General features: G+C 73.1%; 11 protein-coding genes. 6 read left to right on the forward strand and 5 right to left on the reverse strand.

Features of this window, described 5'->3' with window-relative positions; translation table 11 throughout:
• Positions 1 to 38: 38 nt before the first annotated feature.
• From ACFY4B_RS23615 to ACFY4B_RS23630, 4 genes are all read left to right on the forward strand, one after another.
• Positions 39 to 2240 (forward strand): hypothetical protein, encoded by a 2202-nt coding sequence (locus ACFY4B_RS23615; RefSeq protein WP_387970700.1) that lies wholly within the window; start codon positions 39 to 41, stop codon positions 2238 to 2240.
• A complete protein-coding gene (locus tag ACFY4B_RS23620) occupies positions 2237 to 3277 on the forward strand; it encodes a ferritin-like domain-containing protein (protein ID WP_387970703.1) in 1041 nt (346 codons plus the stop codon). Before ACFY4B_RS23615 ends, ACFY4B_RS23620 begins: the two co-directional genes overlap by 4 nt.
• 148 nt (positions 3278 to 3425) lie before the next feature.
• Entirely contained in the window at positions 3426 to 4823 is a 1398-nt protein-coding gene (locus ACFY4B_RS23625) for a carotenoid oxygenase family protein (protein WP_387970706.1), read from the forward strand.
• On the forward strand, positions 4820 to 6178 hold the full coding sequence (locus ACFY4B_RS23630; RefSeq protein ID WP_387970709.1) for an aldehyde dehydrogenase family protein: 1359 nt from the start codon (positions 4820 to 4822) through the stop codon (positions 6176 to 6178). The genes ACFY4B_RS23625 and ACFY4B_RS23630 overlap by 4 nt, the downstream gene beginning before the upstream one ends.
• A 23-nt stretch (positions 6179 to 6201) precedes the next feature.
• Here ACFY4B_RS23630 and ACFY4B_RS23635 read toward each other — a convergent pair whose 3' ends face one another.
• Both ACFY4B_RS23635 and ACFY4B_RS23640 read right to left on the reverse strand, forming a co-directional pair.
• Positions 6202 to 6945, reverse strand: a complete 744-nt coding sequence (locus ACFY4B_RS23635) for a hypothetical protein (protein WP_387970712.1) — start codon at positions 6943 to 6945, stop codon at positions 6202 to 6204.
• A gap of 261 nt (positions 6946 to 7206) precedes the next feature.
• Positions 7207 to 7620 carry a MarR family winged helix-turn-helix transcriptional regulator gene (locus ACFY4B_RS23640; RefSeq protein WP_117485742.1) on the reverse strand — a complete coding sequence of 138 codons (414 nt, stop codon included), beginning with the start codon at positions 7618 to 7620 and terminating at the stop codon, positions 7207 to 7209.
• 82 nt (positions 7621 to 7702) lie between these two features.
• Between ACFY4B_RS23640 and ACFY4B_RS23645 the strand changes: the two genes are divergently transcribed.
• Complete coding sequence (locus ACFY4B_RS23645; protein WP_049651750.1) at positions 7703 to 8515, forward strand: SAM-dependent methyltransferase; 813 nt, start codon at positions 7703 to 7705, stop codon at positions 8513 to 8515.
• 20 nt (positions 8516 to 8535) lie between these two features.
• Here the strand turns inward: ACFY4B_RS23645 and ACFY4B_RS23650 are convergent, their stop codons facing one another.
• Positions 8536 to 9207, reverse strand: coding sequence for a helix-turn-helix transcriptional regulator (locus tag ACFY4B_RS23650; protein WP_387970715.1), 672 nt, complete (start codon positions 9205 to 9207; stop codon positions 8536 to 8538).
• Positions 9208 to 9368: 161 nt separating this feature from the next.
• Between ACFY4B_RS23650 and ACFY4B_RS23655 the strand changes: the two genes are divergently transcribed.
• Positions 9369 to 12629 (forward strand): bifunctional cytochrome P450/NADPH--P450 reductase, encoded by a 3261-nt coding sequence (locus ACFY4B_RS23655; protein ID WP_387970718.1) that lies wholly within the window; start codon positions 9369 to 9371, stop codon positions 12627 to 12629.
• Between the two features lie 201 nt (positions 12630 to 12830).
• On the opposite strand, the gene ACFY4B_RS23660 is transcribed toward ACFY4B_RS23655, so the two are convergent.
• Positions 12831 to 13763: a S1 family peptidase gene (locus ACFY4B_RS23660; protein ID WP_375875928.1), complete on the reverse strand. Its 933-nt coding sequence runs from the start codon at positions 13761 to 13763 to the stop codon at positions 12831 to 12833.
• 250 nt (positions 13764 to 14013) lie between these two features.
• Complete coding sequence (locus tag ACFY4B_RS23665; RefSeq protein ID WP_387970791.1) at positions 14014 to 15246, reverse strand: MFS transporter; 1233 nt, start codon at positions 15244 to 15246, stop codon at positions 14014 to 14016.
• Positions 15247 to 15280: the final 34 nt, after the last annotated feature.

Raw genomic sequence — 15280 nt, forward strand, 5'->3', positions numbered from 1 at the left:
GGCTGTCCGGGTCGAGGCGGGCTAGGGATCAAGGTGCGGTGGTACATCGCTGGCGGCTTCCCGCCAACCCCCTAGGAGGTGCTGTGAGCGTCCTTTCCGTTCCCCGGGTTTTCTTCCGGGGTCAGATGACCTTCAATCCGGCGACCATGAACAACAACGGCCTGTTCCCGACGTACGACTTCCGGACGGCGGAGCTGAACTGGAATTATCTCAAGGACAAGAAAATCACCCCGGACAATTTCCGGGAGGCCTTTCCGAAGTGGGCGTTCAGCATGCAGACGGGCCAAGGCCCGGACGGGAAGGAGACGGAGGAGCCCCCTTCGGGGTGGAGTGCCTACGGCGGCAACGACTGGTGGCTCCACGTGCAGCCCCGTGACGCGCCGGACGGCAAGGGCGTCCTCACGACCGTGACCGGGGGGCAGACCGCGTACGGAGCGGATCCGTCGATCCCGGGCGACCCGCTGCTCGGCGCCGTCGTCAACCTGGCCGGGGACTCGTTCCCGATCGCCGACCTCACCCCGGAGGAGCAGACCGGCGACGGCCACTTCCCCAGGGCCGCGTTCCACACCAGCGCGAGCATGGCGGACAACAACCCGGATTCGGTCTGGAGCCCCTGCTTCTTCGCCAGGCGCATCCAGATCGGCAGCAGAACCAGCCCGGAGGGATTCTTCTACGGCGACATCGAGGACGGCCTCCAGCTGCCGGCGCGCTGGCAGAATTTCAGCCGCAACCTGAATCTGAAAGGGGACGTCTACCGCGACGGGGTCGGCGCCACCGTCGTCCAGGCGTGCGTGGGCCGGGAAAATCTCCACTTCACCTCCGACAAATCGCCACTGCTGAACGCGCTCAAGAAGGAGATGGATTCCCAGAAGGCCCGCGGAATCATGATGCGGTACTCCGTCTATCTGACCCACTACTTCAACGCACTCGAGTTCGCCGGCTGCAAGACCCAGAAGGAGCGGTTCGAGAAACTGCTGGACCTGTGGGAGCAGGACCGAAAAGCGGGGAATCCGCCACGTCGGAACACCTGCCTTTCCCGGGTGGTCGGCACGATCGGCCTGTGGCACGAGAGCGAGCCGGCTTCGGTACCCGGCGGGCGGTTCCTGGCGCCGGCGAACTCGGTGAAGGTCCTCGATTCGGAGAAGAATCCGGTGGACGCCTGGTTCGGGCCGGCGGTGGCGGAGGTCAACCGGAATGCCGGGGGCACCCGCTACGTCAGCCTCGACCTGGGGGCCACGATCCCGGAGAAGGACGCCAGCGGTGACAAGGAGACGTCCTTCGGAACTCTGGAGCTCGTCGTCGCCGGCGCCGCCACCATCGAGACCGTGGCGGAGATCAAGCCCGATGTCTACGACAGGAGCGGCTACGAGCTGACCTCCGGCATCATCGACGTGCCGGTCGACGGCAAGGTGACCGACGCGGACCTGGCCGACGGGGTCCTGGGCATCCGGTGCAAGCCGAATGCCGAGCAGGTCACGATGCTGACGGAGAAGGTGCTCACGGCCCAGACCGAATTGCGATCGATCTACGTCGACCAGAGCGACAAGGACCGGGTGGTGGTGGTCGAGGTCCGGGACCGGGGTGCGATCCCCACCCGCAAGGTCGGGCTGGTCGTCCAGCAGTACCTGCCGGACCCGCCGCCACCCATGCAGAACGGCTCCTTCTGGAAGAAACCGGAGAAGAAGGAGGAGGAAGTCCTCACCATCACCAAGGTCGGGCCGGTGGTGAACGGCCGCGCGGAGATCGGGTTCACCGTGGTGAGCGGTCTCGAAGCCCCCAACCTCCCGGTCATCGCCTTCTTTCCCTACTATCTCGACGGGAGTCCGGACGTTCCGCCGGAAAGGGTGGGGTTCGTGGGAGCGCCGTGGTCCTTCGTCTCGGCGTTCTACTGCTGTGTGCGGATGCTGCCCTTCGACGACCAGCTCCCCGAGGACTTCCGGAAGTACTGCGAGGAGCACCACAACGACCCGGCCGCCGCCTGGGACTACGTCTACAAGCGGGTGCTCTACGTGTACGACATGATCTTCCCGGTCATGAAGTACTACGCCGCGCTCGACCTGGGGGACAGGACGGCCGTCGAACGGAACATCGACCAGATCCTGGAACTGTCCTCGGTCTCCATGGCGAACTCCTCGCTCTACATGCCCGTCACCAGGGACCTGTCCAGCGGCAAGCGCAAGGTTCTGGAGATGTACCGCACCCTGCTCAGGACCGGAAAGCCGGAGGGGGCCACCTCATGAGCTTCGAGGACGACATCAAGAAACTGCGGGAGATGCTGCAGAGCGCCTGCCTGGTCGAGTTCTCCACCATCCCCGCCTACCTGACGGGCTGGTGGTCGATCAAGGACCGTCGGAGCACCGCGGCCAAACTCGTCCGGGAGCTGGTGACCGTCGAGATGCGGCACCTGTCGATCGCCGCGAACGTCCTGATCGCCACCGGCGCCGACCCCGACATCAAGGCCGTCGCCTCCCTCCCCTATCCGCGCTTCTTCAGTGCCCCCGGCCCCATGGAGATCCAACTCCAGCCCTTCGGGGACTCCTTCCTGGCCATGGGCATGTGCATCGAGTCCCCGGGGCCCGTCGACGAAGGGACCCTGCCGGAGGGGCTCAGGGCCGCACTGCCGGTCACCGCCGAGTTCGACCCGCGGCTGCACACCCCGATCCTCCCCGACCCGGGTGAGACGATCGGGCAGTTCTACCGGGACCTCATGCAGCACCTGAAGGACTGCGTCCACCTGTACGGGGAGAAGGCCGTGTTCCCGGCCGGGCGCCTCGACCGCCAGTACGCCTACTTCGGGCAGGACTGCATCACCGTGGAAGGCCTGGACGACGCGCTGACGCTCATGCAGGACGTCATCTGGGAGGGAGAAGGGGACGGCGGAGGAATCCTGGACTCCAACCGCGACCTGTCGCACTACTTCACGTTCCACGAGCTGAGCGTCGGAAGGTTCTACCAGCAGGACGACAAACCGCTCGACCCCACCGGCGACGGCTTCCACGTCCCGAAAGGGGACGAGGTCGTGAACACACTCGTGAACCCCAAACTGGCGAATTACGAGGAGAGCCCGGACGCCCTCAAGGCCGCCCTCGGCTTCACGGAGCTCTACCGGAAGATGATCACAGACCTGGATGCCGGGTTCCGAGGACACCCGGCCCTGATCGACGTGGCGATCGGACGGATGCGCCAGCTCCTGGCCCGCGCCGACGAGGTGCTGGTCTGCAAGCTGAAGGGCATGGACTACTACGCGGCCCCGACCTTCGAGCTGCCCGACCAGTGAGCCGGCGGTGCGGCGGACCCCCGGCTCCTCCAGGCTCCCTCCCGCCGATGCCCGGCGGGCCGTCACCCGCCGGGTGGGTGGCTCGTTGAGCCGGGTGCGCCGCCCCGCGTGCGCAGTGGTAGTCGGAAGCGGCCTGAGGGAGTCTGCGGTGTCCACCGTCACCAACCCGTTCACCGGTGGCTACGCCCCGGTGGAGGAGGAAGTCACGGCCTTCGACCTGCCGGTCACGGGGACGATCCCGGCCGAGCTCAACGGCCGGTACCTGCGCAACGGGCCCAACGGGATGCGGCCGGAGGACCCGCGGCCGCGGCACCTGTTCGCCGGGTACGCCATGGTGCACGGGGTGCGGCTGCTCGACGGGCGGGCCCGGTGGTACCGCAACCGGCTGGTGCGCAGCGCCGCCGTGGCCGAGGCGCTGGGGGAGCGGCCGCGCCCCGGCGCCGTGCCGAGGATCGCCGACGTCGCGCCCAACACCCACGTGATCGGGCACGCCGACCGTACCCTCGCGCTGGTCGAGGGCGGCTTCCGCCCGTACGAACTCTCCTACGAGATCGAGACGGTGGGGGCCGGCGACTTCTGCGGCACGCTGCCCGACGGGTTCGCCGCCCACCCCAAGCTCGACCCGGTCACCGGCGAGCTGCACGCGATCACCTGGCAGCGGGACGACAGCGAGCGGCTGCGCCACCTGGTGGTCTCCCCGGAGGGCGTCGTCGTGCGCGCCGTGGACATCCCGGTCCCGCACCGGCCGGTGGTGCACGACATGGCGCTGACCCGGAACTTCGCCGTCGTCCTCGACCTCGCGGGGCGCGTCAGCATGCCCGACAACCTGGCACGCAAGACGTATCCGGCAGTCTGGGACGAGACCCGCGGCGCGCGGGTCGGGCTGCTGCCCCGCAACGGCACCGAGGTCCGCTGGTTCGAGGTCGAGCCCTGCTTCGTCTTCCACACCCTCAACGCCCACGAGGACGGCGACCGGGTCGTCGTCGACGTGGTCCGCTACCCGAGGATGTTCGCCGGCGGCGCGGTGGACGGGCAGAGCAGCCCCACCCTGGACCGCTGGACGGTCGACACCGTCTCCGGCACGGTCATCGAGACCCGGCTGGACGACCGGCCGCAGGAGTTCCCGGCGGTCAACCCGGCGGTGGTCGGCGGCGCCCACCGCTACGGCTACTCCACCGTGGCCACCCCCCTGCTGCGCCACCTCGCCGCGACGGCCGACGACCTGGACGCGCTGCCCCCGGAGGCCGCCGGGGACGCGCTGATCAAGCACGACCTGCGCCGGCAGTCCAGCACCGTACGGCAGTTCGGCGCGGGACGGTACACCGGCGAGGTCTCCTTCGTGCCGAGGGAGGGCGCCCGCGGCGAGGACGACGGCTACCTGCTGACCTACGTCCACGACCCCGAGCGGGGCGCGAGCGACCTGGTCGTCCTCTCCGCCGAGGACTTCACCGGCGCCCCGCTCGCCACCGTCCACCTGCCGGTGCGGGTGCCGGCCGGCTTCCACGGCAGCTGGATCCCCGACCCCGTCCGAGAGGACTCCCAGTGAACACGCCGACTGTGACCGCGCCCTCCGTGACCGCGCCCTCCGTAGCCGCCCCGGCCGAGACCGTCGCCCGGCTGCGCGCGGCCTTCCGCACCGGCCGCACCCGGCCGCTCGCCTGGCGCACCGAGCAGCTGGCCGGGCTGCGCGCCCTGCTGACCGGCCACCGCGAGGAGATCGCCGAGGCCCTCCACGCCGACCTGCGCAAGCCGCGCGCCGAGACCGACATCGCCGAAGTCGACTTCACCGTACGGGAGATCGACCACACCCTGCAGAACCTGGAGCAGTGGCTGCGCCCCGAGCCGGTGCCCGCCGCCGCGCTCACCCGGCTGCCGCCGGGGACGAGCGCCCACACCGGCCACGCCCCGCTCGGGACCGTCCTGGTGATCGCGCCCTGGAACTACCCGGTGCAGCTGCTGCTGGTGCCGGTGGCGGGCGCGATCGCCGCCGGCAACACGGTGCTCGCCAAGCCGAGTGAACTGGCCCCGGCCTGCTCGGCCCTGCTGGCACGGCTGCTGCCCCGGTACGTCGACCCGGCGGCGATCGCCGTGGTGGAGGGCGGCGGGGAGACGACCACCGCCCTGCTGGCCGAGCGCTTCGACCACATCCTCTACACCGGCAACGCCCGCTTCGGCCGGACGGTGCTGCGGGCCGCCGCCGAACACCTGACCCCGGTCACCCTCGAACTGGGCGGCAAGTCACCGGTGTTCGTGGACCGCGGCGTCGACCCCGGGGCGGTCGCCGCCCGGCTGGCCCGCGCCAAGTTCGCCAACGCCGGGCAGACCTGCGTGGCCCCCGACTACCTGCTGACCGACCCGGCCACGGCCCGCGCGCTGGAAGGCGCCCTGGCGCGCGCCGTCACCGAGCTGTACGGCCCCGACCCGGCGCGGTCACCGGCGTACGGGCGCATCGTCGACGAGCGGCACTTCGACCGGGTCGTCGCCCTCCTCGACTCGGGCCGTACGGTCTTCGGCGGGCAGCACGACCGGGCGGACCGCTACATCGCGCCCACCCTGCTGGCCGAGGTGGAGCCGGACGCCCCGGTCATGCGGGAGGAGATCTTCGGCCCCGTCCTGCCCGTCGTCGAGGTCGCCGGCCTCGACGAGGCCATCGCCTTCATCAACGACCGGGACCACCCCCTCGCCCTCTACGCCTTCACCGGGGACGGGCACGCACGCCGCCGCCTGGCCGAGGAGACCGCCTCCGGCGCCCTCAACTTCGGCCTCCCGGTGGCCCACCTGGGCATCCCGGAACTCCCCTTCGGCGGCGTGGGGGAGAGCGGCTCCGGCCGCTACCACGGCCGCTGGTCCCTCGACACCTTCAGCCACCGCCGGGCCTGCCTGGACGCGCCCCTGGTGTGACCGGCCGGGTCCGGATCCCCGAGCTAGTAGTCCCAGGACATCGTGGCGGTGATGGCGGTCAGGACCAGCCAGCCGATGAGGGGGAGGGCGAGGGTGAGGGCGAAGGGCCACTGGGCGGTGATGAGGATGATGCTGCCGAGGACGGTGAAGAGGACCAGGAAGGGGAGGACGGCGAGCGGGAGCGCCCAGCTGACGAGGCGGCGCAGGAGGAGGCCGTAGACGGCGAGGACGGTTCCCGTGCCGACCAGGAGGGCGAGCTTGAGGGCGGTGAGCCAGGGGGTGCTCTGGACGGTGGAGCGGTGGCCCTGGTGGGAGAGCTCGACCACGCGGCCCCGCCAGAGGGTCAGGTCCACGTTGACGCCGTTCTCCAGGCTGTCGTAGAGGCCCTCGGTGACGCTGTACGTGGCGGTGGGCACCGTCTCGCGGGAGACGGTCAGGCCGTAGGTGGTGGAGTCTCCGTTCGAGTCGGTCTTCTTGGCCGTCACCCGGCCGGTCTCCTGCCTCGTGCAGTCCGCGCCGGGTGCGGTGGCGGGGGCGCCGCAGACCGGGGCGCCGCGGTAGGCGAGCGCCTCGTCGTAGGTGTCGACGAACCAGGAGAAGCCGAGGGCGACGGTGGACAGGCCGATGACGACCAGCAGGGCCTGGGCCACGATCCGGGCGGCCGGGGTGACGGACCGCCGGCTGTGGTGCCGGGGGCGGCGGGGTGGCGGGGTGGCCGCCTGGTCGGTCGGCGGAGTCGGAACGCGGTCGGTCGGCGGCTCACTCATCGTCGTCGCTCAGCGCCGGCCCCGCCAGCTCGCGCTCCCGGTGCAGCCGGTCCCGGAGCTCCGCCGTCTCCCGCAGCCCGTCGCCGCCGGCGACCCTGATCCGCGCGTCCATCGCACTCCCTCGGCCTCGCCCGGGCGCCTCCCGGGTTCAGTCGGGATGATGGCAGGGGCCGGCGGTGGCGGGGGAGTGGCCTGGCGAGCTTGTGACCGACTTGTGGAACTCGGCCGGGGCGTGGGGCTGGTGGTGTGCCCGGTGGTGGGTCAGGGCAGCAGCAGGCCGGCGAGTTCGTCCAGCAGTTCGGTGACCCTGCGTGCCTTCTCCGGGTCCGGGACGGCCTTGGCGATGACGGGCTCGGCGGGCCGGGCGACGTGGGCGCGGATGGCGTGCCGGGCCGACTCGGAGACGGTCAGCAGGGTGCGGCGCCCGTCGGCGGGGTCGGCGGCGGCGTCGAGCAGGCCGCGTTCGCGCAGCCGGGCGACGGAGACCGAGACGTGGCTCTGGGCGAAGCCGGTGCGGACCCGGATCTCCTGGACGGAGGTGGCGGGGTGGCGGTACACGTCGGAGACCACGGCGATCTCCCCGGCGCTGAGGTGCTCGGCGGCCGGGTCGGTGATCATCGCGCGGCCGAGTTCCGTCAGCCGCTTGCCGAGTCTGAGGAGTTGCACGCCGTCCATGCCCGCAAGAATACATCTTCACCGATATATCTCCACCAATACATCTTCACTGATGCATCGGTGCCGATGTAGATTGCCGGGCATGACGACCTCCGAACCGCTCAGCCCGGTCTCCCGCACCGCCCTGTCCGTCGCCCGGGTGCGGGCCTACGAGAGCTCCCGACCCGACCCGCTCTTCGTCGACCCGTACGCCCTCGCCTTCGTGGACGCCGCCGGCCTCGAACCCGCCCTCTCCGGCCCGGTCAGCAGCCTCGCCAAGGCCCTCGTCGCCCACGGCATCCTGCGCACCCGCTTCTACGACGACCGGCTGCCGGCCGCCGGCGCCGACCAGGTGGTGGTGCTGGCGGCGGGCCTGGACACCCGCGCCTACCGGCTGGACTGGCCGTCCGGCACCCGGGTGTTCGAGCTCGACCTCGGCCCGGTGCTGGACTTCAAGCAGCAGGTCCTGGACGGCCTCGGCGCCGTGCCGAAGGCCCGGCGCACCGCCCTGCCCGTCGACCTGGTCGACCCGCGGTGGCCCGAGCGGCTGGTCGCCGCCGGCTTCGACCCGGCCCGGCGCTCGGTCTGGCTCGCCGAAGGCCTGCTGGTCTACCTCGCCCCGGACGAGGCGGCCGGGCTGCTCACGGCGGTGGCCGGGCTGGCGGCCCCGGGCAGCCGCCTCCTGCTGGAGCAGGGCGGGGACGTGAGCCGCACACCGCAGGACCCGGCGCTCACCCACCTCACCGGGCTGTGGCGCGGCGGGCTCGGCCCGGGCACCGGCGACTGGCTGGCCGGGCACGGCTGGACGGTGGAGACCACCGCCCTGACCCGGCTCGCGGAGACGTACGGGCGCCCGCTCCCGGACCCGTCGACCACGAGGGCGTTCATCGAGGCGGAGCGGCGTACCGCGGACTGACGCCGGGGCCTGACGAACCATCAGTTCTGGTCGGCGGGCTGGGGCGGCCAGGTGTCCGGGGCCAGGACGCCGGTGGTGTAGGCGCGGGCGACCAGGGCGGTGCGGTTGGGGACGCGCCAGCGGCGGGAGAGCCGGGCCAGGTGGTAGTTGACGCCGTCCGGGGTGATGCCGAGGGCCCGGGCGATCTGCGCGGTGGTGTCGCCCCGGGCCGCGGCGGCGAGGATGCGGGCCTCGACCGGGCTGGCCTCGGCCCGGGGGCCGGGCGGCGGGGCCTCGGCGGCGGGCTCCGCCGCCTGCAGCGACAGCAGGAGGTTCGGGGTCTGCTCCGGGGTGTCGCTGACCAGGTCGACGGTCATCTCGCCGTGCCGCTCGGTGCCGCCGGCGGGCGTCCAGGAGACCCGGGCCGGGTACTGCGATCGGCGGTGCAGCCGGACGGCCTCGGTGAGCGCCTCCAGCGTGCCGGTGTCCCGCAGGGTGAAGAACTCCAGAATCCTACGGTGGCGCAACTGGCCCGGCAAGCAGCCGAATTCGGCTGCCATCGCGCGGTTGACGATCAGGATCTGCCCGCCGAACTCGCACACCGCGATGGGCATCGGCACGTGGTCCATCAGCCGCAGTGCCCGGTTGCGCCAGATCACCGCCGGGTCCAGGCGGCCACCCGGCAGGGGGGCGCAGTCCTCGGTCGGTCGCATCGGTGCTTCTCCTCTCCGGGGCCAGGGCTGACGGTTCGTGGGCAAGCCCGTCGGAGCCCCTGGTACTACACAATCATGTAGTGATCGGGGGCCGACGTTCCGCCCGGTGGGCGCACAGTGGTGGAAGACCGAAGTTTCCTGCCGTGGGAGGGGCCACAGCGATGACCGAGACCGTGGAGAGCACGACCGAGGGCCAGTGGACGGCCGAGGACGGGTGGACGGACGGCGGCGAGCGGGCGGACGGGGCCGGGAGCGGTCGGGCCGTCCCCCTGGTGGACATCTCGTCGGCGCCGCCGATCGCCGCCCCGATGCTGCGCACCATGGAACTGGCCAGAGAGCACGGCCCGGCCTTCGTCCAGCGGCTGCACGGCCGGGACAGCCTGATCGTCAGCGGGCTGGAGCTGGTCGAGGAGCTCGCCGACGAGACCCGGTTCACCAAGTCGATCGGCCCGGGCCTGGAGAACGTCCGCCAGTTCACCGGCGACGGCCTGTTCACCGCCTACAACGACGAGCCCAACTGGGCCCGGGCGCACGACATCCTGATGCCGGCCTTCGCGCTCGGCTCGATGCGCACCTACCACCCGGTGATGCTGCGGGTGGCCCGCCGGCTGGTCGACTCCTGGGACCGCCGGGAGGCCGCCGGACTGCCGGTGGACGTGCCCGGCGACATGACCCGGATGACCCTGGACACCATCGGACTGGCCGGCTTCGGCTTCGACTTCGGCTCCTTCGAGCGGGACGAGCCGCACCCCTTCGTCGAGGCGATGGTGCGCTGCCTGGGCTGGGCGATGAACAGGCTCACCCGAGACCCGGAGGCCGACCACCGCGAGCGGGACACCGCCTTCCGGGCCGACGCCGACTACCTGGCCGCCGTGGTGGACGAGGTGATCGCCGCCCGCTCCGCGGAGGGAACCGCCGGGGAGGGAGCTGTTGCGGAGGGCGAGCAGGCCCCGGCCGAGGACCTGCTGGGCCTGATGCTCGGCGCGGTCCGCCCCTCGGACGGGACCCGGCTGGACGCCGAGAACATCCGCAACCAGGTGATCACCTTCCTGATCGCCGGCCACGAGACCACCTCGGGCGCGCTCTCCTTCGCGATGTACTACCTGGTCAAGCACCCGACGGTGCTGCGCCAGGTACAGCGGGAGGTGGACGGGCTCTGGGGCGACCAGGCCGACCCGGAGCCCTCCTACGAGGACGTCGGACGGCTGCGCCACACCCGCCAGGTGCTCAACGAGGCGCTGCGGCTGTGGCCGACGGCGCCCGCGTTCAGCCGGGAGGCCCGCGAGGACACCCTGCTCGGCGGCCGCATCCCGCTGCGCGCCGGGGAGACCGTCTTCGTCTCCACGCCGATGCTGCACCGGGACCCGGCATGGGGCGACAACCCGGAGCTGTTCGACCCGTCCCGGTTCGACCCCGAGTGCGAGGAGGCCCGTTCCCCGCACGCCTTCAAGCCCTTCGGCACCGGCGAACGCGCTTGCATCGGGAGGCAGTTCGCGCTGCACGAGGCCGTCATGCTGCTCGGCATGCTGGTCCACCGCTACCGGCTGATCGACCACACCGACTACCGGCTGACCATCAAGCAGACGCTCACCATCAAGCCCGACGACTTCACCCTCGGCCTCGCCCGGCGCACGCCCGGCCGGGCCGCGACCGCCTCCGGCTCCACCGCTGCTGCCACCGGCACTGCCGAGCGGCCCGGGACGGCCGGGCGGGTCCGCCAGGGGACCGGGCTGCTGCTTCTGCACGGCTCCAACTACGGTGCCTGCCGGGAGTTCAGCCGGCAGCTCGCGGAGGCCGCCGCCGACCTCGGCTGCGAGACGGAGACCGCCCCGCTGGACGCGTACGCGGACGGGCTGCCCACCGACCGGCCGGTGGTGATCACCGCCGCCTCGTACAACGGGCAGCCGACCGACGACGCGGCCCGGTTCGTCCGGCGCCTCCAGGAGAGCGGGGAGGGGCAGGAGCGCGGGATGGCCGACGGCGTCGAGTACGCGGTGCTCGGCATCGGCGACCGCACCTACGCCGCGACCTACCAGCGCGTCCCGGGGCTGATCGACGACCGGCTCGCCGCGCTCGGCGGCACCCGGCTGCTGGCCCGCGCCGAGGCCGACGCCTCCGGCGACCTGGCCGGCACCGTACGGCAGTTCACCGCCGAGCTGCGCGAGACCCTGCTGGCGCGCTACGGGGACGCCGACGCCCCCGCCGAGGCGCGGCCGGCGGCCGCCTACTCGGTGACCGAGGTGACCGGCGGCCCGCTGGCCGCGCTGGCCGCCCGGCACGGCATGGCGGAGCTGACCGTCACCGCCGTCGGCAGCCTGACCGACCCCGCGTACCACCGGGTCAAGCGGCTGGTCCGGCTGGCCCTGCCGGAGGGCACCGGCTACCGGACCGCCGACCACCTCACCGTGCTCCCGGCCAACGACCCGGCGCTGGTCGAGCGCGCCGCCAAGCTGTTCGGCGCCGACCTCGACACGGTGCTGGGCATCGTGGCGCACCGGCGCACCGGACTGGCCGTCGACCGCCCGCTGACGGTGCGCGAACTGCTCACCCGCCACGTCGAGTTGCAGGACCGGCCGAGCGTCGAGCAGCGCGCCGCCCTGGCCGCGCTCAACCCCTGCCCGCCCGAGCAGGCCGCGCTGCGGGCGCTGTCCGAGGACGACCCGCGCACCCTGCTGGACCTGGTCGAGGACCACCCGGCCCTCCAGGGGCGGCTCGGCTGGCCGGTGCTGCTGGAGCTGCTGCCGCCGATCCGGCCGCGGCACTACTCGATCTCCTCCTCGCCCGCCGGCGACCCGGGCCGGGCGGAGCTGATGGTCTCGGTGCTCAGCGGGCCGGCCCGCTCGGGCCGGGGCACCTTCCGGGGCACCGGCTCCGGCTACCTCGACCGGGTGGCCGTCGGCGACAGCGTGCTGGCCCGGGTCCAGCCCTGCCGGGAGGCGTTCCGGATCGGCCACCGCACCCCGGTGGTCATGATCGCGGCCGGCACCGGCCTGGCGCCCTTCCGGGGCGCCGTCGCCGACCGCCGGGCGCTGCTCGCCGAGGGGGCCGGGCTCGCCCCGGCGCTGCTGTACTTCGGCTGCGACGACCCGGACGCGGACTACCTGCACCGCGGTGAGCTGGAGGCGGCCGAGCAGGCCGGCGCGGTCTCGCTGCGGCCCGCCTTCAGCGAGCGGCCGCGGGACGGGCGGCGCTACGTGCAGGACCGGATCGCCGCCGAGGCTGCCGAGGTCTGGGAGCTGCTCGAAGCCGGTGCCGAGGTGTACGTGTGCGGCGACGGCGCCCGGATGGCGCCGGGCGTCCGGGAGGCCTTCCGGACGCTGTACCGGGAGCGCGTCCCGGGCGCGGACGAGCAGGGGGCGCAGGCCTGGCTGCAGGGGCTGATCGAGGCCGGGCGGTACGTCGAGGACGTGTACGCCGGCTGACGGCCCACCCCTCCTGACACGGCCGTGGGGGGGGGGGCCCCGGGCGGGCGGGGCCCCCCCCCCCGGGGGGGGGGGGGGGGGGGGGGGGGGGGGGGTCGGGGGGGGGCGGGGCCGGGGCCGGCCCCCCCCCCCCCGCCGGCGGGGGGGGGGGGCGGGCCCCGGGGGCGCGCCCCCCCCACGGCTCGCAGGGAGCGGCCGGTGTCAGTACACGCTGACCTGGTACGCGGAGAGCGCCGCGTTGACGGGCTGGTAGAAGGTCGTCCCGCCCGAGGTGCAGTCGCCGCTGCCGCCCGAGGTGAGGCCGAGCGCCTTGGCGCCGTCGTACAGCGGGCCGCCCGAGTCGCCCTGCTCGGCGCAGACGTTGGTCTGGATCAGGCCGCGGACGGTGCTGCCGTCGGTGTAGCGCACGGTGGCGTTGAGCCCGGTGACGGTGCCGCCGTGGGTGCCGGTGGTCGAGCCGGTGCGCTGCACCGCCTCGCCGACGACGGCGTCCGGGGCGGAGGTGAAGCCGCCCGGGTGGCTGAGCGCGCCGTTGTCGTAGCGGACCAGCGCGTAGTCGTGGCCGGGGAAGGTCGAGCCGATGGTCGGGCCGATCAGGTTGGCGTGGTTGACGTCGGTGTACCAGTTGGCGGCGACGTTGCCGCAGTGCCCGGCGGTGAGGAAGTAGTAGGTGCTGCCGCTGACCACGTTGAAGCCGAGCGAGCAGCGGTACTGGCCGCCGTAGATGGCGTCGCCGCCGGCGAGCAGCGGGGTGAACGCGCCGGGGACGCGGTGGACGGTGATGGTGGACGCGTCGGCGCCGGCGGAACTCATCAGCTTGGCGAGCGAGACCGGGGAGACGGTGCTGTCGGCGGTCACCACGACGTGTCCGGCGGCCTCGTCGACGTACCAGGCGGTGCCGTTGACCTCGGCGCCCAGGATGGCCTCGCTGACCGCCAGGAGCTGCTCCGGTCGGGCGGTGGGGGCCGTGGGGACGGTGGGGGCGGTGGGGATGGGAGTGGCTGCGGCGCCCGGCGCGGCGACCGCGGTGGCGGTCAGCAGGCCCAGGGCGGCGGCGAGCAGGCGGAAGCGGCGCGTACGGCCGGTACGGCGGGTGGTGCCGGGTGTGGTGCCGGTGCGGGGCGTGGGGCGCATGGTCCTCACCGATCTCCTCCAGAGGGGGGCGACGGCCCTGAGGGTTGGGGCCGTGAAGCGCGGTCAGGCGATGGGCGGACCCCGGCCGGTGCTCTCCGGAAGCACGGCGGATGATCAGCTCCTGACCGGCGCTGACCGGAAGTATGAGGAAACGGTCCGTTCGGTACAAGCTTTCTGATGGGGTGTCGGCGGACCCGCAGGCTCAGGAGTGAGCCCGCGGGTCCGCCGTTCGGCGGCTGCCGTGCCGCTCCTACACGGCGGGCACCGGTTCGGACCCGGCGAGCCGGCGGCCGCGGTGGAGGGCGCGCAGCGAGAGCGCGCACGCCGCCCCGAGGGCGCACAGCGCCAGCCAGGGGAGCGCGGCGAGCCCGGCCGCGCGGGCGGCGTCCAGGGCCGCGCCGGTCAGCAGGTTCCCCAGGGTGATGCCGACCCCGCAGACGGTGTTGTAGAGCCCGTAGTGGGTGGCGACCAGGCGGCCCCCGGAGAGCCGGACCACGGTGTCCATCTCGAACGGGTACGCCAGCACCGTGCCCAGGGCCAGCAGGAACGCGGCCAGCGCCGGCGGCCCGGCGGCCAGCGCCCAGCGCCCGGGGCCCGCCCCCGGGACGGGCAGGGCCGAGGCGGCGAGCAGCGGCAGGAAGGCCGCGCCCATCACGGCCACCCCCGCGACCAGGGCGGTGCCCGGTGCGATCCGGGCCCGGCACCAGGCCGTCACCCTGGTCTGGAGCAGGATCGTGCCCAGTCCGGACACCACGAACAGCAGCGCCGTCGCCACCGTCCCGCCGGTGCCGCCGCCGCCCAGCCGGCGGACCTCCAGCGGCAGCGCCAGGTACACCTGGAAGGACAGCACGTACGAGCCGGTCATCGCGCCCGCGAAGAGCAGGAACGGCCGATTGGCCAGCACCCCGCGCCACTGCGCGAGGACACCCGTGCGCTCGTGCCCCTCGTCCGGCCCGGAGCCCCGGCGGGCCGGCAGCGACCGGATCTGCACCGCGCTGAGCACCGCGAACACCCCGGCCGCGACCAGGCAGGTGGTGCGGAAGTCCACCGCCGTCAGCGCCATGCCCACCAGCGGGCCGAGCAGGACGCCCGCCTGGTAGAAGACGTTGAACAGGGCGAACGCGGCCACCCGCCGCTCCTCGCCCGCGTCCCTCGCCAGGTACGCCCGCACGGCCGGGTTGAACAGCGCCCCGGCCAGGCCGGTGGCCGCCGAGGCCGCCACCAGGGCGGGCAGCGAGGAGGAGAGGCCGAGCGCGGCGAAGCCGGCGGTGCGCAGCAGGCAGCCCGCCACGATCAGCGGCTTGTAGCCGAACCGGTCGGCCAGCGTGCCGCCGACCAGGAACATGCCCTGCTGGGTGAAGTTGCGCACCCCGAGCACCAGCCCGACCGTCCAGCCGGCCAGGCCCAGGCCGCCGGACAGGTGCGCGGCCAGGTAGGGCATCAGCATGTAGAAGCCCAGATTGATGGTGAACTGGTTGACCATCAGTAGCCGGACGCTGCGCTCGTGGCCCCGGAAC

The organism is Kitasatospora sp. NPDC001261 (assembly GCF_042896795.1).
Classification (GTDB): Bacteria; Actinomycetota; Actinomycetes; order Streptomycetales; family Streptomycetaceae; genus Kitasatospora.